Raw genomic sequence first — 15,017 nt, forward strand, 5'->3', positions numbered from 1 at the left:
GAAAAGAGAAAAGAGAAAAGAGAAAAGAGAAAAGAGAAAAGAGAAAAGAGAAAAGAGAAAAGAGAAAAGAGAAAAGACGAATGACCTAATTATAATTAGTTTGTTCGTTTTTTTATTGCGATAAAGTCTGGGTAAAAAAGAAGATAGGATAAAGGGAAGGAGAAAAGAAAGAGCAAAAAAATAGACAAACCAGCTTTTTCAGTGATTTGTCTATTTTCTATATTCTTTTATTTTAAAAAAGATTATTTTTCAGAAGCAAATCTTCTGGCAACTTCAGTCCAGTTAATTACATTGAAAAAAGCTTCGATATAATCAGGTCTTCTATTTTGGTAGTTTAAGTAATAAGCATGTTCCCAAACATCCATTCCTAAAATAGGAGTTCCACCGCAACCTACACCCGGCATTAATGGGTTGTCCTGATTTGGAGTACCGCATACTTCTAATTTTCCACCTTCCTGAACACATAACCAAGCCCATCCTGAACCAAACTGAGTAGCTCCGGCTTTAGCAAACTTAGCTTTGAATTCTTCAAATGATCCAAAAGCGTCTTCGATAGCAGCAAGTAGCTCGCCAGTTGGTTGTCCTCCTCCATTTGGGCCCATAACTGTCCAGAAAAGGTTGTGATTGTAAAAACCTCCACCATTATTACGTACAGCACCATTTGACATATCAAGATTAATTAATATGTTTTCAATAGTTTTGCCTTCCATATCAGTACCGGCAATTGCAGCATTCAGGTTAGTAGTGTAAGCATTGTGATGCTTTGAATGGTGAATTTCCATTGTACGGGCATCAATATGTGGTTCTAGTGCATCATATGCATAAGGTAATTTTGGTAATTCAAAAGCCATGATATTTTTGTTTAAGATTTATAAAATAATTTATCCAAAATTAAACATTTATGTTTGGAATTGGAAATACTTGTTCGTTAAATAAATTAAATAATAGATTTTTTTGTTATTTTAATGAGTAAATAATTTTTTTTCTAAAAATTAGTGGCTTGTTTTTTTAAATATTTCTGACCCGGTAAAATTTAAGACTGAGCCATTGCCATGCAAATAATACTAATTTTAGCTCCAGGAATTTTTAGTAACGCCCTTGCAGCTGCTTCAAGTGTGGCGCCTGTTGTAATTACATCATCAATAATAATAAAGTGTTTATCATGGTCTTTCGAAGTGTAATGAACATCAAAAATGGTTTCAATGCCTTCTGTTCTTCCTAGTAAGTTTTTTTTAGATTGCGTTTTTGAATAGGTTTTTCTAAAAAGAATTTCGTCATTGTATTTTAAATTTAATTTTTCCGAAAGTGTCTGACCAAAAGTGCTTACCTGATTATAACCTCTTTTTTTTAATTTTTTCCGGTGTAATGGTACGGGAATAATTTCATCTGCATTCAGAGTCAGAATGATTTCTTTTAATTCGTCTGAATACCAGTGGCCTAAAATAATTCCAATGTCTTCATGTCCTTTGTATTTTAAATTGTGAATCAGTTTTTGAACAATTCCTTTTTTGTGAAAATATAAAAATGCGGAGGCATATTCTACAGGAATCCGACCATAAAATTTCTTGTAAGCTTCATTTTCTATTAATAAATGGTGATTTGTAAGCGGAATATTGTGCCGGCAAGGAGTGCAAACTACGCTTTCATTTGCCATTAAAATAGTATCGCAACCTGAGCAGCATTTAGGGAAAAACAGATTTAGAATACTTTGAAACATATAATAGTGTTTATTATTTCTAAAATTATAAAAATCAAGGCTTCAAACTTTAATTTTTTTCTTTTTTTTAAATTCACTTTTTATATTTTTGCACCACTATGGCAAAACAAGAAGATATATTTAAAAATGTAGTTTCGCATGCAAAAGAGTACGGATTTATTTTTCCGTCAAGCGAAGTATACGATGGTTTAAGTGCAGTATATGATTATGCACAAAACGGTGTGGAATTAAAAAAGAACATTCGTGAATACTGGTGGAAGGCGATGGTTCAGATGAATGAAAATATTGTAGGTTTAGACGCTGCAATATTAATGCATCCTACCACCTGGAAAGCTTCAGGACACGTAGATGCTTTTAATGATCCGTTAATTGATAATAAAGATTCTAAAAAAAGATACAGAGCCGATGTTTTGATTGAAGATTATGCCGAAAAGCTAAATCAAAAAGCAATCAAAGAAATTGAAAAAGCACGTACCCGTTTTGGAGATGCTTTCAATGAGCAGGAATTTGTTTCTACAAATGCCCGTGTTGTTGAGTACAAAGCCAAAGAGAGAGAAATTCTGGAAAGAATGGGGCGTTCTTTAGGGAATGAAGATTTAGGAGATGTAAAAGCATTAATTGAAGAGTTAGAAATTGCCTGTCCTGAATCAGGATCCAGAAACTGGACAGAAGTAAAACAATTTAACTTAATGTTTGGTACCAAATTAGGGGCTTCGGCTGATTCGGCAATGGATTTGTATTTGCGTCCCGAAACGGCTCAGGGAATTTTTGTGAACTTCCTGAATGTACAAAAATCAGGAAGAATGAAAGTTCCTTTTGGAATTGCACAAACAGGTAAGGCGTTTAGAAACGAAATTGTTGCAAGACAGTTTATTTTCCGTATGCGTGAGTTTGAACAAATGGAAATGCAATTTTTTGTACGTCCGGGAGAAGAGATGAAACACTATGAATTCTGGAAGGAAGCCCGTTTAAAATGGCACTTATCTTTAGGGTTAGGAAAAGAGAATTACCGTTTTCATGATCATGAAAAATTAGCGCATTATGCTAATGCAGCGGCTGATATCGAATTCAATTTTCCATTTGGGTTTAAAGAATTAGAAGGAATTCACTCTCGTACAGATTTTGATTTAAAAGCTCACGAACAATATTCCGGCAGAAAACTACAATATTTTGATGCTGAATTAAATCAGAATTATGTGCCTTATGTTGTGGAAACTTCAGTAGGTTTAGACAGAATGTTCCTGGCTGTTTTTGCTACTTCTCTGAAAGAAGAAGTTTTAGAAGATGGTTCATCAAGAACAGTTTTAAAATTACCATCAGTTTTAGCACCTACAAAAGCAGCGGTTTTACCATTAGTTAAAAAAGACGGATTACCGGAAATTGCACATCAGATTATTGCTGATTTGAAATGGGATTTCAATGTAGCTTATGATGAGAAGGATGCAGTAGGCCGTCGTTACAGAAGACAGGATGCATTAGGAACACCTTTTTGCATTACTGTAGATCATCAGACAATCGAAGATGAGACCGTTACAATTCGTCACCGAGATTCGATGAAACAGGATCGTGTTAAAATTTCAGACTTAAAATCGATTATTGAGAATGAAGTTTCGATGAAAAACTGGTTAATGAAAATGTAATTTTTTTTACAGCAAATAGCACAAGGCTCTCCAAAACGGGGAGCCTTTTTTAATTTTACACCAATCTGCGTAAGAAATGATTGTAAAATTTATACAGGTAAAAATAATGGTTTCTGTCCTTAGTCGGATTTATTTACACTTAATCAATTAGTATTTACACTTCATCGATTTATCGGCTTAACTCATGTGAAAAATAAGTTAAATGTTTATTTTTAGCTTTCAGAATGTTGATTTTTTTAAACTAAATATTCAGTACGTTTTCCCAAAACTACCTCATTAATTTTTTTGATAAATAGTTGAAGCGTGTATGTTTCGAGTGTTATAGTTGTTTATGCCTAATCATAGGGAATTGCCATATATGAATTATTCATACATTATAATTGATGATAATAAAGAAAGTGCTCAAAAGACGAAAAGCATCACAGATGGTTTTTCAGAACTTATATTTTTGGGTATTGCCAGTAATTATGATGAGGGGCTTAATTTAATTCTTGAACACAAGCCAAAATTAATTTTTCTTGAAATTGAACCAGCTGATAAAAAAAGTAATTTATCATTGGCACTTATAAGTGAATTGTATAGATATTTAAATGTAGTTCCTAAAATTATTGTAACAACTTCTAAAAAAGAATTAGCATTTGAAGCTATCCAATATGAGGTATCGGACTATTTTATCAAGCCCGTTACCCGTACTAATATGGTAAAATCACTGTTAAAAATAGGGAAATCTAATAAAACGGATCAGATAGCGCCTGTAACAATTAATCCTCAAGAAGTTGCTCCGGAGTCCGAAGAAATAATTGTTCCGAATATTGTTAGATCTGAACCTCTGGAAATTCAGGAAGAACCTCTTATACTTTGTGTTAAATCATATGGTGATTACCGGTATATAGATACCAGAGATATTGCCTATTTTCAAGCGGATAATAATTCTACTGATATACATTTAACCAATGGTGAAATAGTTACAGCGTTTAAAACTCTTAAACTTTTTGAAGGGGTTTTGCCATATCCTTTTGTTCGCATTCATAATAGTTATATTGTTAATAGCAATTGTATCTCCCGAATACACACCGGTAATGCATCGTGTTATATTAAAAACACCACAATAAAATTACCTTTCTCTAAATCCTATAAATCCAATATTGACTTAATAATTTCGGAAATTTCTAATGGAAATTATCTTGAAATATAAAAATGGGCCATTTACCCAAATTTGAGGTTCATTCACTAACAAACCACTACAATCTACCATAAACACCTGAAAACACGATAGAAACACGGGTTGAGTATGTAATTTTACTCCAAGGAAAAGCAATAAAGCATCCTTGAAAAGCAAGTAAAAAAACACAAAAATATAAAAACCCAAATTATGAAAAAATCTATCGTAACAATCGGATTATTCTCTTTAATGATGATATTAACATCTTTCACTTCTTCAACTGAAAATATTGATGGAGGAAGCAGACAAATCAAGACTGACAATATTTCTAACATAGATGGAGGAAGCAGACAAATCAAAACTGATAACATTGCTAACATAGATGGAGGAAGCAGACAAATTAAGACTGACAATATTTCCAACATAGATGGAGGAAGTAGACAAATCAAGACAGATAACTAATTATCATAAAAATATATATCTATAAAGGCTACCAATTTTGGTAGCCTTTTTTTATGCTGTTAACTTAAAATTAGTATTTTTGGCAAACAGAAAAGACTATTGGAAAAAAAGACACTTAAATTGATTCTTTCGGTTATGGTATTTGTCTATTTTGGGTGTACTCAAAAACAGACAGATAATAAATCGGTTTTAAATATTTCAAATGTTTCGAAAGATAGCCTTCCATTATATTTTTCATTAGCGAATGATTTTAATCTTTCAAGACAAAAAAGATTAGAATATATCTACAAAGCAAATGTAATAGTTACCAATAGTGAGAATGATTCACTAAACAGGGTAAACCTTTTTAAGGTAGCTAATAGATATTACAATATTAATCTTATGAAAGAATATTGTAAAACGGTAAATTTAGTTTTAGAAAATTCTGAGAAAGTAAGTGATACTGTTAGTATGGCTAAGGCTTTTACTTATCTAGGTGATTATTATCGAATAAAATTAGTTTCTGATTCTTCTTTTTTATTTTATTATAAAGCAGAAAAAATGTATGAAAAACTCAATAATAAATTTGATTTGGCTAAAACATTAATAAACAAGTCTGATTTATTATTTAGAGTTGGGGATTTTATTAGTAGTGAAAAAGAAGTCTTTAAAGCATTACGTATCATTAAAGACTATAAGAATCAAGAAGCTGTTAATGAGGTAAATTATGATGCCTATAATATATTAGGAATGGTGTATAATGGTATGAATGAATATGATAATTCGATTTCCTATCATAATAAAGCATTGAAAACACTGGAAAAGATGCAGATAATTGGAAAAAGTCAGACTATGGCAATTTCTTATCTGAATTTAGGAATGGTCTATTCTAGTTTAAATAATTATGAAATGGCTAAGGATTACTTTGAAAAAGGTATTGAACAGCAAAGGATTGATAATCAAGATTTAAAAATTGAGGCTTCATTATTAGATAATTTTGCATATGCTAAATTAAAATCCAATGATAAGGAAGGATTGCCAAATTTATTTTATGAGTCTTTAGAAATAAGAGATGGTTTAAAATCAGCATCAGGGATATTTATCAGTAAAATTCATTTATCCGAATATTATAGTGTATATCATGATACTATAAAAGCATTACAATTTTCTAAAGAAGCACTTTCTTTAGCCAGAAGTACAAATGTTACCCGGGATCTTATGAAAGCCTTAAATCAAATGGCTGTTTTAGATCCTCAAAATGCTTCTGTATATACAAAAGAATATATACGAATTAACGAACAATTACAAAGAGAAGAGCGAAAGATAGGAGAAAAATTTTCACGTATAGAATATGAGACCGATCAGATAAAAGGAGAAAACTCTGATTTAGAAGCTAAAAACAGGAAATTAGTTTATTTTTTCAGTGGTTTGACAATCTTAGGTCTTTTTATATATATTATAAAAGCACAAAAAGCTAAAAACAGAGAGCTATTGTATAAGCAACAGCAACAAAAAGCAAATGAAGATATCTATAACCTGATGATTTCTCAGCAAAATACAATAGAAGCTAACAGAGTTCAGGAAAAAAAGCGGGTTGCTCAGGAATTGCATGACGGTGTTTTAGGGAGAATGTTCGGTGTGAGAATGAACTTAGAAGGTCTGAACCGGTTTAACGACGACTTAGCCGTTACCCAACGACATGATTATTTAGCAGAATTAAAAAATATTGAACAGGATATTCGTGAAATTTCCCATGATTTGAATAGGGAAAAATCAGAATTAATTAATAACTTCGTTGCTATTGTAGATAATCTTTTTGAGGAGCAGAGAAAAACCTTTGCCTGTAAATTGATTACTAATATCGATTCAAACATAAAATGGGACTTAGCTGTCAATGCTATAAAGATTAATTTGTACCGTATTATTCAGGAATCTTTGCAAAATATTAATAAGTATGCTAATGCGACTACGGTAAAAGTGGAGTTAAAAAAGCAAGAAAATAATATTGTACTGACAATAAGTGATGATGGTGTAGGTTTCAATGTTAATTTGAAAAAGAAAGGAATTGGTCTGCAAAATATGATTTCCCGCGCTAAGGATTGTAATGGAGATTTTAATGTAAAATCTAAAAAAGGAGAAGGGACAACAATCACAGTGAGCATTCCGTTAGAATAAAACAACCAAATACCACATAATAATGACTGCTGAAACAGCTTCCACCAGGCTAAAAAAAAACATTTTAATTGTTGATGATCATCCTTTTATAATTCAGGGATATAAAAATGCTATTGCAAGATACAGCCCCGATAATTACGATTTTGAAATTTTTGAGGCTAAGGATTGTGAGTCAGCCTATCATTTGATAACTAATACCGATTCTTTATTTTTTGATATTGCCTTTTTAGATATCAGTATGCCTGCTTATGAAGAGAAAGGTCTTTTTTCCGGAGAGGATTTAGCCAAATTAATTTTAGAAAAAATGCCGGATTGCCGGATTATTTTGCTGACCATGTTCACCGAGTTTTTAAAGATAAAAACCATCATAAGTAAAATCAATCCAAATGGCTTAATCATCAAAAATGATTTGACTTTTGATGAGCTTTTATTAGCCTTTGATTGCGTAATAAAAAACGAAATATATTATAGTAAGTCGGTTAAAGAAATGCTTGAATCACATGAAAATGATATTGAGATAGATTTGTTTGACAAACAAATTCTGTTTCATTTGTCCAAAGGAACTGCTTTACAAGATATGCCCCAATATATTCCTATTTCTTTGAATGCTATTGAAGTCAGGAAATCTAATTTAAAAGAATTACTCAAGGTAAAAAGTGGTGACGACTCTGACTTGGTAATTGGAGCAAAAAAAATGGGATTGATTTTCTAAAACGGTATTTGTTTTCACAACAAAGCCAATTCAAAATATTTTGAATTGGCTTTGTTGTGAAATATTATTCACTTTCACTTAATGCATTCCAGCCTCTGGCTTTTAGTGGAATTTTTGTGTTGGCACGTGTGACTAAATGGATTCCTTCACTTTCTTCAGTCATGTGTCCTATAATGGAGAAATTCGGATTGCCTTTTATTTTATCAAAATCTTCAATCGGGATAGTGAATAATAATTCATAGTCTTCGCCACCATTGATGGCAACAGTGGTGCTGTCGATATCAAATTCCTCGCATACGTTGATAAATTGTGGATCAAGAGGCAATTTGTCTTCATATAAATTACAACCTACTTTAGATTGTTTGCACAAATGAAAAATTTCTGATGATAATCCGTCCGAAATATCAATCATCGAAGTTGGTTTTATTTCTAAAGCATGTAATAAAGTACGAACATCTTTTCGAGCCTCGGGTTTTAACTGACGTTCAATTAAGTAAGTATATAATTCTAAATCCGGTTGCGAATTTGGATTTACCTGAAAGACCTGTTTCTCTCTTTCTAAAACCTGTAACCCCATGTAAGCTGCGCCAATATCTCCTGTAACCACTAATAAATTTGTAGCTTTTGCTCCGTTTCGATACACGATTTCATCTGCATCAGCTTCTCCTAAAACTGTAATACTGATGATTAATCCTTTTTGTGAAGAAGTTGTGTCGCCTCCAATAACATCTACTTTGTACTCATTGGCAGCCAGCGTAATTCCTTGGAATAATTCTTCTAAGGCTTCCAACGGGAAACGATTAGAAACAGCGATTGAAACTGTGATTTGAGTGGCTTTGGCATTCATCGCACAAATGTCGGATACATTTGTAACAACAGCTTTGTAACCCAGATGTTTCAACGGCATATAAGCCAGGTCAAAATGAACGCCTTCAACCATAATATCAGTAGAAATAACCACTTTTTTGTCTTTGAAATCCAAAACAGCAGCGTCGTCTCCAATCCCTTTTAAGGTAGAAGCCTGATTGATTTCAAAATTTTTAGTCAAATGGTCTATCAATCCAAATTCACCCAATTGGGCTATGCTGGTACGTTGTGGGTTTTTATCTTCAATCATAGTGTGTAAGTTTCAAAGAAGCAAAGATACAATCCCAAAGCTTCGGGAGCAAAGGTTTTCATTAATTAAAAAATCAGGCATTAGAATCGCTTTAAATGGTGAATAATAAGCTATTTTTTTGCATCTTTAAGTTCAATTAAAAAGCAATAAAAATGAAATCATTAGATATAGTTACCCTGACAGTCAATCCGGCAATTGATAAAAGTACGCATTTGAAAGGTTTAGTTCCGGAGCAGAAGATAAGATGTGAAGTACCAAGATATGATGCCGGGGGAGGTGGAATAAACGTTTCGAAAGCTATTGCAAGATTGGGCGGAACTTCTCTGGCACTCTTTACAGCCGGTGGCTTTACTGGTAAATTACTTGAAGAACTGATTACTAAAGAAGGAATTGTGTCTAAATCTATAGAAGTCGAAGCCTGGACCAGAGAGAACTTTATAGCTGTTGATGATAATACAAATTCACAATACCGTTTTGGTTTTCCCGGTGGTAAAATTTTGTCTCAGGAAGCGCAAAAAATTTTGGATTTAGTTTCCAATTTAGATACTCAGTATCTAGTCTTAAGTGGAAGTTTAAATGAAGGTTTGTCTGATGATTTCTATCCTGAAATTGCTAAGACTACCACGGCTAAATTAATTGTTGACACTTCTGGCGAAGCCTTAAAAAAAGTTTTAAAAACAGGTGTTTATTTAATTAAACCAAATGTGGGCGAATTAGCCCGACTAATAGGACGGGAACTATTAGAATTAAATGAAATTGATGATGCCGCAAAACAAATCATTGCTGATGGCGGTGCCGAAATTGTAGTGGTTTCATTAGGTCCGCAAGGAGCTGCATTAATTACAAAAGACAGTTACGAACATGTTCCTGCACCCAATGTGGCCAAGAAAAGTACGGTAGGAGCCGGAGATAGTATGGTAGGAGGAATGGTTTGGGCTTTGTCTCAAAACAAAAGTTTAAAAGACGTACTTCGTTGGGGTGTGGCTTGTGGTTCGGCAGCTACGATGAATGAAGGGACGCAATTGTTTAAACAAGCCGATGCCGAACGATTATTTGAGTGGTTACAAAAAAAATAAAATACTACTGACAAACTGTTGTCACCAGCCGTATCTAATTTTGAAGAAGTAAAAAATTAAAACTTTAAAATTATGAAAACATTAGCTGCACAAGTAATTACTCCTGAAGATTTATTGCAACATTGGCAAGGACACCGCGCTTTAACACGTAGGGTGATTGAATTGTTTCCGGAGAAAGATTTCTTCGAATTTTCAATTGGAGGAATGCGCCCTTTTTCAAAATTAGCAGAAGAACTTTTAGCCATTGGTGCACCCGCTATGAAAGGAATTGTAAATCGTGATATTCAACCGTATACGGAAGGGACAGAAAAATTAATTTTCAAAGCGCAATACCTTGAAAAATGGGATGAAGCGACTGCTGAAATTAATACTTATTGGAATCAGTTGTCGATTGAAGATTTCAATGAAACCTTTAATTTGTTTGGTCAATATGAATTTCCAATAATTCAGAACATTCTCTATTTTATAGATAATGAAGTACATCACCGTGGTCAGGGCTATGTTTATTTGAGAGCATTAGGTATAGAACCTCCTTTTTTCTGGGAAAGATAAAATGATTAAAACTCCTGAAATGAATTTTTGTTTCAGGAGTTTTTATAACAGCCGTTTCTTGTTCGTTTCCAGTAATTCTAAAATTTTGGTTTTTAATCTTTCCGGTTCCAGTATCGTGGCATAATCACCAAACATTAAGTACCAGCGTGAAAATCCTTCTAAAGAATCACAGGACATGAAAGTCATTTCTATTTGATCTCCTGTTTTTTGTTCCTCAACAAATCCATAATATTTCCGTTCATGGCTTAGATACGGAGCAATTTTTTTCTCTACCCGAATTCTGATTTTGGTAGTTGAAACATCTTTGCTTTTATCTAAATAAGTTTCTAAAGCATTGTGTTCTATTGAAAAAGGGATTTCTGTTTTTTGGATTCCGTGAACCCTGTCAGCCCGAAACTGACGATAATCTTTTCGCAAATGACAATAACCTAACATATACCAATTGTTGTTGTCGTGAAAAACACCAACAGGCTCAATATGTCGCACCGTAATTCCATCTGATTGAATCGCTTCATACGAAAGAATAACTTGGGTCTTTTCGGCAATACTTTCAAAAAGAATTGCTAAAGTATCCGGCGATTTATCGTTAAAAAGCTTTTCTTCCGATTGCATTAAAACGTTTGATTCAATGCTGGAAACCCAGTCTTTATCATCACTTCTCAGTACTGCTTTGAGTTTATACATTGCCGAAATATAATGATTTCCTAAGGTTTCATCAGTGAATTTTTGCATTAGTTTTTCGGCAGCAATAAAACTGCTGGCTTCTTCCCGTGTAAACATAACAGGTGGCAATCGGTACCCTTCCATTAAAGCATAACCCACTCCGGCTTCACTGTAAATAGGAACTCCCGAAGCTTCCAGCGTGCGAATGTCCCGATAAATAGTACGTAAACTCACCTCAAAACGATTTGCCAATTCCTGTGCTTTTACAATTTTTTTAGATTGCAACTGAATCAAAATAGCAACAATGCGGTCAAATCGTTTTGGGGTTTCGTCCATTTTTTGGAGGTTCTAAGTTTGAAAGCGACTAAGTTACTAAGTTTTATCCTCCGTTTACTCCAAATTTTCTAAATGCTTGAATGGTTTGGTAAATTCCATAGGAGACAAATATTTTTGAAAGATTTAAAAATAATAAAGGAAAAAAATAACTTTCAGCTTCTTCAATCGGTGTTTTTAGAAATGAAACAGGGTTTAGAAATTTAATATAGATCACTAGAAATTCTTCGCAACTTTGAGGCAAATAACTACTATCTTTAATTCCTATGATAAATGAGATTAAATACAAAAGGTAAAACATCAAGCTCGTTTTTAATATAAAGCATATTCCTTTTGTCCAATCTAATCCAAAATAATTGGAGTTCTCGTTTAAAAATAAAATTAAGTTGTCTTTCCAGTTTTTACCTTTTTCTTTTTTATAAGCATTTAATTCATAGGCTTTAAAACGTAAATAATCAATTTGATTATGAGTATTAACTAATTCTCGTTTAATAGCTCTTAAGGTTTTTCTATCCCAATTTTCAATAACTTTTTCATTTGATTTATTTAAGTCATCAAAATAGGCAGCTTCTGCAAAAGTCACTTGATGGATTTTGAAATAGTTTGTTTCAAAATTTTCAAATGAAGCTTTTTCTTTAAATTTTGAATGGAGAATTTCAATTCTATTAAATTTGGAGTTGTCGAACAATGAATATTTTTCAAATTTACAAGCAACAAATCTTAATTCAGAATCATTTATATTATTACATTCTTCAAACCAAGATGTACTCAGAAAATCACAATTTTCAAATTGAAGTTTACACTTAAAGTTAGATTGCGAAAATGAAATTTTTTCAAAGCTGGTTTTATAAAAGCCCGGAAATTCAAAGGCAGACCCCCTTGGTTTTGAGTATTCTCTTGTGGATTTAAAAGTAACTCTTTTAAAGTGTGTAAAATTGAAAAAGGAATTGTTGCCAAATAATACATTTGTTATTGTTGAATTTTGAAATGAAGAAGCACCGTTTTTTTCTCCAAATTTATTTCCCAAAAAAAGAAGTTTTCCTTGAATGTGATTTAATTTTTCAAATAATAGAAAGTTTATGTTCGATTTTCGTATTGTGAATTCAGAAGTTAATTGAGGTTTTTCAATATCTAAATCATTAGAAAAAACTAAGTCATGTAATTCTAAGTTATTTATCTCTAAAGAATTTAGGACTTTAGTGTTTTTAAATGATAGACTTTCAAAAGTGCAATCTGAAAAGCTAATATTGCAATTAAAAGTGCAATTCTGAAATTTTAAAGTTAAATTGTTATCTGTTAGCTTTTTAAATTCTAACGTTTTACAATTAAAAGTGCAATCTTTTAAGATAATCCATCCGGACATCAAACGGTTTATGCTTACTGTTTGATCATTTAAATCAAAAGTTTCATCTTCAAAAATATTTTCATTTAATAATCTATTTTTAAAATTTGTTACTGTTGTAATCATATTGAAGCATTTCTCTCCCAAAAATAAACAAAAAAACCTGACAATTTTCATCGTCAGGTTTTCTCTTTATTCTTGTTTCTTTCTTCTTTTTTCTAAAAAAAAACTAGTCATTCAACTTCAAAACAGCCATAAACGCTTCTTGAGGAATTTCAACGTTTCCAACTTGTCTCATACGTTTTTTACCTTTTTTCTGTTTTTCTAAAAGTTTACGTTTACGGGAAATATCTCCACCATAACATTTGGCAGTAACGTCTTTCCTAAGTGCTTTAATCGTTTCACGAGCGATGATTTTTGCTCCAATTGCTGCCTGAATCGGAATGTCAAATTGCTGTCTTGGGATTAATTCACGCAATTTTTCAGTCATTTTTTTACCAATGTTGTACGCATTGTCTTCGTGAATCAAAGCAGAAAGGGCATCTACATTTTGCCCATTCAATAAAACATCCAGTTTAACCAATTTAGAAGTTCGCATTCCTATTGGTGAATAATCAAAAGAAGCGTAGCCTTTAGAAACGGTTTTCAAACGATCATAGAAATCAAATACAATTTCAGCCAGTGGCATGTCAAAATTCAATTCCACACGCTCGGTTGTTAGATAGGTTTGATTGGTAATCAATCCGCGTTTTTCAATACACAAACTCATTACGTTTCCTACGAAATCAGCTTTGGTAATAATGGTGGCTTTGATATAAGGTTCTTCCACTCTGTCCAGTTTTGATGGTTCCGGCAAGTCCGAAGGATTGTTTACAATTAAAATAGTATCCGGTTCTTTTTTAGTAAACGCATGATACGAAACGTTAGGAACCGTTGTGATTACTGTCATGTCAAATTCACGCTCTAAACGTTCCTGGATGATTTCCATATGTAACATTCCTAAGAATCCGCAACGGAAACCAAAACCTAAAGCTGCTGAACTCTCTGGTGTAAATACAAGCGAAGCATCGTTCAGTTGTAATTTTTCCATAGATGAACGTAAATCTTCATAGTCTTCAGTGTCAACAGGATATATTCCGGCAAAAACCATTGGTTTTACATCCTCAAAACCGGTAATCATATTAGTGGTAGGCACTTTGGCATCGGTAATCGTGTCACCCACTTTTACTTCTTTGGCTTCTTTAATACCAGAAATTAAATAGCCCACATCACCTGTAGAAATTACATTTTTAGGGACCTGGTTTAATTTCAATGTTCCTACTTCGTCAGCAAAATATTCATTGCCGGTAGCCATGAATTTGATTTTTTGCCCTTTTTTAATTTCTCCGTTTACCACACGGAATATAACCTCAATTCCACGGAATGGATTGTAGTGAGAGTCAAAAATCAAAGCTTGTAACGGTTCTTCTTTATTTCCTTTTGGTGGCGGAATTTTCTCGATAATAGCTGATAAAATATTTTCAACGCCAAAACCTGTTTTACCGGAAGCATGAATAATATCTTCCAGTTTGCAACCCAGCAAATCAATAATATCATCGCTAACTTCTTCCGGATTAGCCGATGGTAAGTCTACTTTATTTAAAACAGGAATAATTTCCAGATCATTTTCTAAAGCCAGATATAAATTAGAAATGGTTTGCGCCTGAATACTTTGTGCAGCATCTACAATTAAAAGTGCACCTTCACAAGCTGCAATAGAACGGGAAACTTCATAAGAGAAATCCACGTGCCCGGGAGTATCAATCAGGTTCAGAATGTATTCTTCACCTTTATATTTGTATTCCATCTGAATCGCATGGCTCTTAATTGTAATTCCACGTTCGCGTTCCAGATCCATGTTGTCCAGCAACTGTGCTTTTTCTTCACGGGCAGTAACGGTTTGAGTCGCTCCTAATAATCGGTCTGCCAATGTGCTTTTTCCGTGGTCAATATGAGCAATAATGCAAAAATTTCTTATGTGTTTCATCTTCGTAAATCCATCAATTTATAGCCAATATACATCAGCATTTCAATATGCAAATATAGTT

General features: G+C 32.9%; 13 protein-coding genes. 7 read left to right on the forward strand and 6 right to left on the reverse strand.

The features are described from left to right. Positions 1-242 precede the first annotated feature (242 nt). On the reverse strand, positions 243-851 hold the full coding sequence (locus ACSV4D_RS10290; RefSeq protein WP_408079990.1) for a superoxide dismutase: 609 nt from the start codon (positions 849-851) through the stop codon (positions 243-245). Between the two features lie 182 nt (positions 852-1,033). Further along, positions 1,034-1,717 (reverse strand): ComF family protein, encoded by a 684-nt coding sequence (locus tag ACSV4D_RS10295; protein ID WP_439228215.1) that lies wholly within the window; start codon positions 1,715-1,717, stop codon positions 1,034-1,036. A gap of 98 nt (positions 1,718-1,815) precedes the next feature. On the opposite strand from ACSV4D_RS10295, the gene ACSV4D_RS10300 reads away from it, so the two are divergent. The 5 genes from ACSV4D_RS10300 (at position 1,816) to ACSV4D_RS10320 (ending at position 7,847) form a co-directional block, all read left to right on the forward strand. Then, positions 1,816-3,357, forward strand: a complete 1,542-nt coding sequence (locus tag ACSV4D_RS10300) for a glycine--tRNA ligase (protein ID WP_439228216.1) — start codon at positions 1,816-1,818, stop codon at positions 3,355-3,357. Between the two features lie 358 nt (positions 3,358-3,715). Beyond that, positions 3,716-4,552 (forward strand): LytR/AlgR family response regulator transcription factor, encoded by an 837-nt coding sequence (locus ACSV4D_RS10305; RefSeq protein ID WP_439228217.1) that lies wholly within the window; start codon positions 3,716-3,718, stop codon positions 4,550-4,552. A 177-nt stretch (positions 4,553-4,729) separates the two neighbouring features. Continuing rightward, positions 4,730-4,981, forward strand: coding sequence for a hypothetical protein (locus ACSV4D_RS10310; protein WP_439228218.1), 252 nt, complete (start codon positions 4,730-4,732; stop codon positions 4,979-4,981). 99 nt (positions 4,982-5,080) lie between these two features. Continuing rightward, positions 5,081-7,135, forward strand: a complete 2,055-nt coding sequence (locus ACSV4D_RS10315) for a tetratricopeptide repeat-containing sensor histidine kinase (RefSeq protein ID WP_439228219.1) — start codon at positions 5,081-5,083, stop codon at positions 7,133-7,135. A 22-nt stretch (positions 7,136-7,157) separates the two neighbouring features. Then, on the forward strand, positions 7,158-7,847 hold the full coding sequence (locus ACSV4D_RS10320; RefSeq protein WP_408079978.1) for a response regulator: 690 nt from the start codon (positions 7,158-7,160) through the stop codon (positions 7,845-7,847). 64 nt (positions 7,848-7,911) lie between these two features. Here ACSV4D_RS10320 and thiL read toward each other — a convergent pair whose 3' ends face one another. Next, the gene (thiL, locus tag ACSV4D_RS10325; RefSeq protein WP_439228220.1) at positions 7,912-8,964 is read right to left on the reverse strand and encodes a thiamine-phosphate kinase; all 1,053 of its coding nucleotides are present in this window, start codon (positions 8,962-8,964) and stop codon (positions 7,912-7,914) included. A gap of 152 nt (positions 8,965-9,116) precedes the next feature. Between thiL and ACSV4D_RS10330 the strand changes: the two genes are divergently transcribed. Then, positions 9,117-10,040 (forward strand): 1-phosphofructokinase family hexose kinase, encoded by a 924-nt coding sequence (locus ACSV4D_RS10330; RefSeq protein ID WP_439228221.1) that lies wholly within the window; start codon positions 9,117-9,119, stop codon positions 10,038-10,040. Positions 10,041-10,112: 72 nt separating this feature from the next. After that, complete coding sequence (locus ACSV4D_RS10335) at positions 10,113-10,592, forward strand: DinB family protein (RefSeq protein WP_408079974.1); 480 nt, start codon at positions 10,113-10,115, stop codon at positions 10,590-10,592. 42 nt (positions 10,593-10,634) lie between these two features. Here ACSV4D_RS10335 and ACSV4D_RS10340 read toward each other — a convergent pair whose 3' ends face one another. The 3 genes from ACSV4D_RS10340 to lepA all read right to left on the reverse strand — a co-directional run bounded on the left by ACSV4D_RS10340 (position 10,635) and on the right by lepA (position 14,956). Beyond that, on the reverse strand, positions 10,635-11,591 hold the full coding sequence (locus ACSV4D_RS10340; RefSeq protein ID WP_439228222.1) for a helix-turn-helix transcriptional regulator: 957 nt from the start codon (positions 11,589-11,591) through the stop codon (positions 10,635-10,637). A 43-nt stretch (positions 11,592-11,634) separates the two neighbouring features. Continuing rightward, positions 11,635-13,056: a hypothetical protein gene (locus tag ACSV4D_RS10345; protein ID WP_439228223.1), complete on the reverse strand. Its 1,422-nt coding sequence runs from the start codon at positions 13,054-13,056 to the stop codon at positions 11,635-11,637. 103 nt (positions 13,057-13,159) lie between these two features. Continuing rightward, complete coding sequence (gene lepA, locus ACSV4D_RS10350; RefSeq protein ID WP_408079970.1) at positions 13,160-14,956, reverse strand: translation elongation factor 4; 1,797 nt, start codon at positions 14,954-14,956, stop codon at positions 13,160-13,162. Positions 14,957-15,017: the final 61 nt, after the last annotated feature.

Origin of the sequence: Flavobacterium sp. ARAG 55.4 (assembly GCF_051846875.1) — a bacterium.
Lineage (GTDB): Bacteria > Bacteroidota > Bacteroidia > Flavobacteriales > Flavobacteriaceae > Flavobacterium > Flavobacterium plantiphilum.

Bases quoted from the DNA above. Each gene is read 5' to 3' on its own strand.
- ACSV4D_RS10290 (WP_408079990.1), bottom strand. From the start codon at position 851: ATGGCTTTTGAATTACCAAAATTACCTTATGCATATGATGCACTAGAA.
- ACSV4D_RS10295 (WP_439228215.1), bottom strand. From the start codon at position 1,717: ATGTTTCAAAGTATTCTAAATCTGTTTTTCCCTAAATGCTGCTCAGGT.
- ACSV4D_RS10300 (WP_439228216.1), top strand. From the start codon at position 1,816: ATGGCAAAACAAGAAGATATATTTAAAAATGTAGTTTCGCATGCAAAA.
- ACSV4D_RS10305 (WP_439228217.1), top strand. From the start codon at position 3,716: ATGAATTATTCATACATTATAATTGATGATAATAAAGAAAGTGCTCAA.
- ACSV4D_RS10310 (WP_439228218.1), top strand. From the start codon at position 4,730: ATGAAAAAATCTATCGTAACAATCGGATTATTCTCTTTAATGATGATA.
- ACSV4D_RS10320 (WP_408079978.1), top strand. From the start codon at position 7,158: ATGACTGCTGAAACAGCTTCCACCAGGCTAAAAAAAAACATTTTAATT.
- thiL (WP_439228220.1), bottom strand. From the start codon at position 8,964: ATGATTGAAGATAAAAACCCACAACGTACCAGCATAGCCCAATTGGGT.
- ACSV4D_RS10330 (WP_439228221.1), top strand. From the start codon at position 9,117: ATGAAATCATTAGATATAGTTACCCTGACAGTCAATCCGGCAATTGAT.
- ACSV4D_RS10335 (WP_408079974.1), top strand. From the start codon at position 10,113: ATGAAAACATTAGCTGCACAAGTAATTACTCCTGAAGATTTATTGCAA.
- ACSV4D_RS10340 (WP_439228222.1), bottom strand. From the start codon at position 11,591: ATGGACGAAACCCCAAAACGATTTGACCGCATTGTTGCTATTTTGATT.
- ACSV4D_RS10345 (WP_439228223.1), bottom strand. From the start codon at position 13,056: ATGATTACAACAGTAACAAATTTTAAAAATAGATTATTAAATGAAAAT.
- lepA (WP_408079970.1), bottom strand. From the start codon at position 14,956: ATGAAACACATAAGAAATTTTTGCATTATTGCTCATATTGACCACGGA.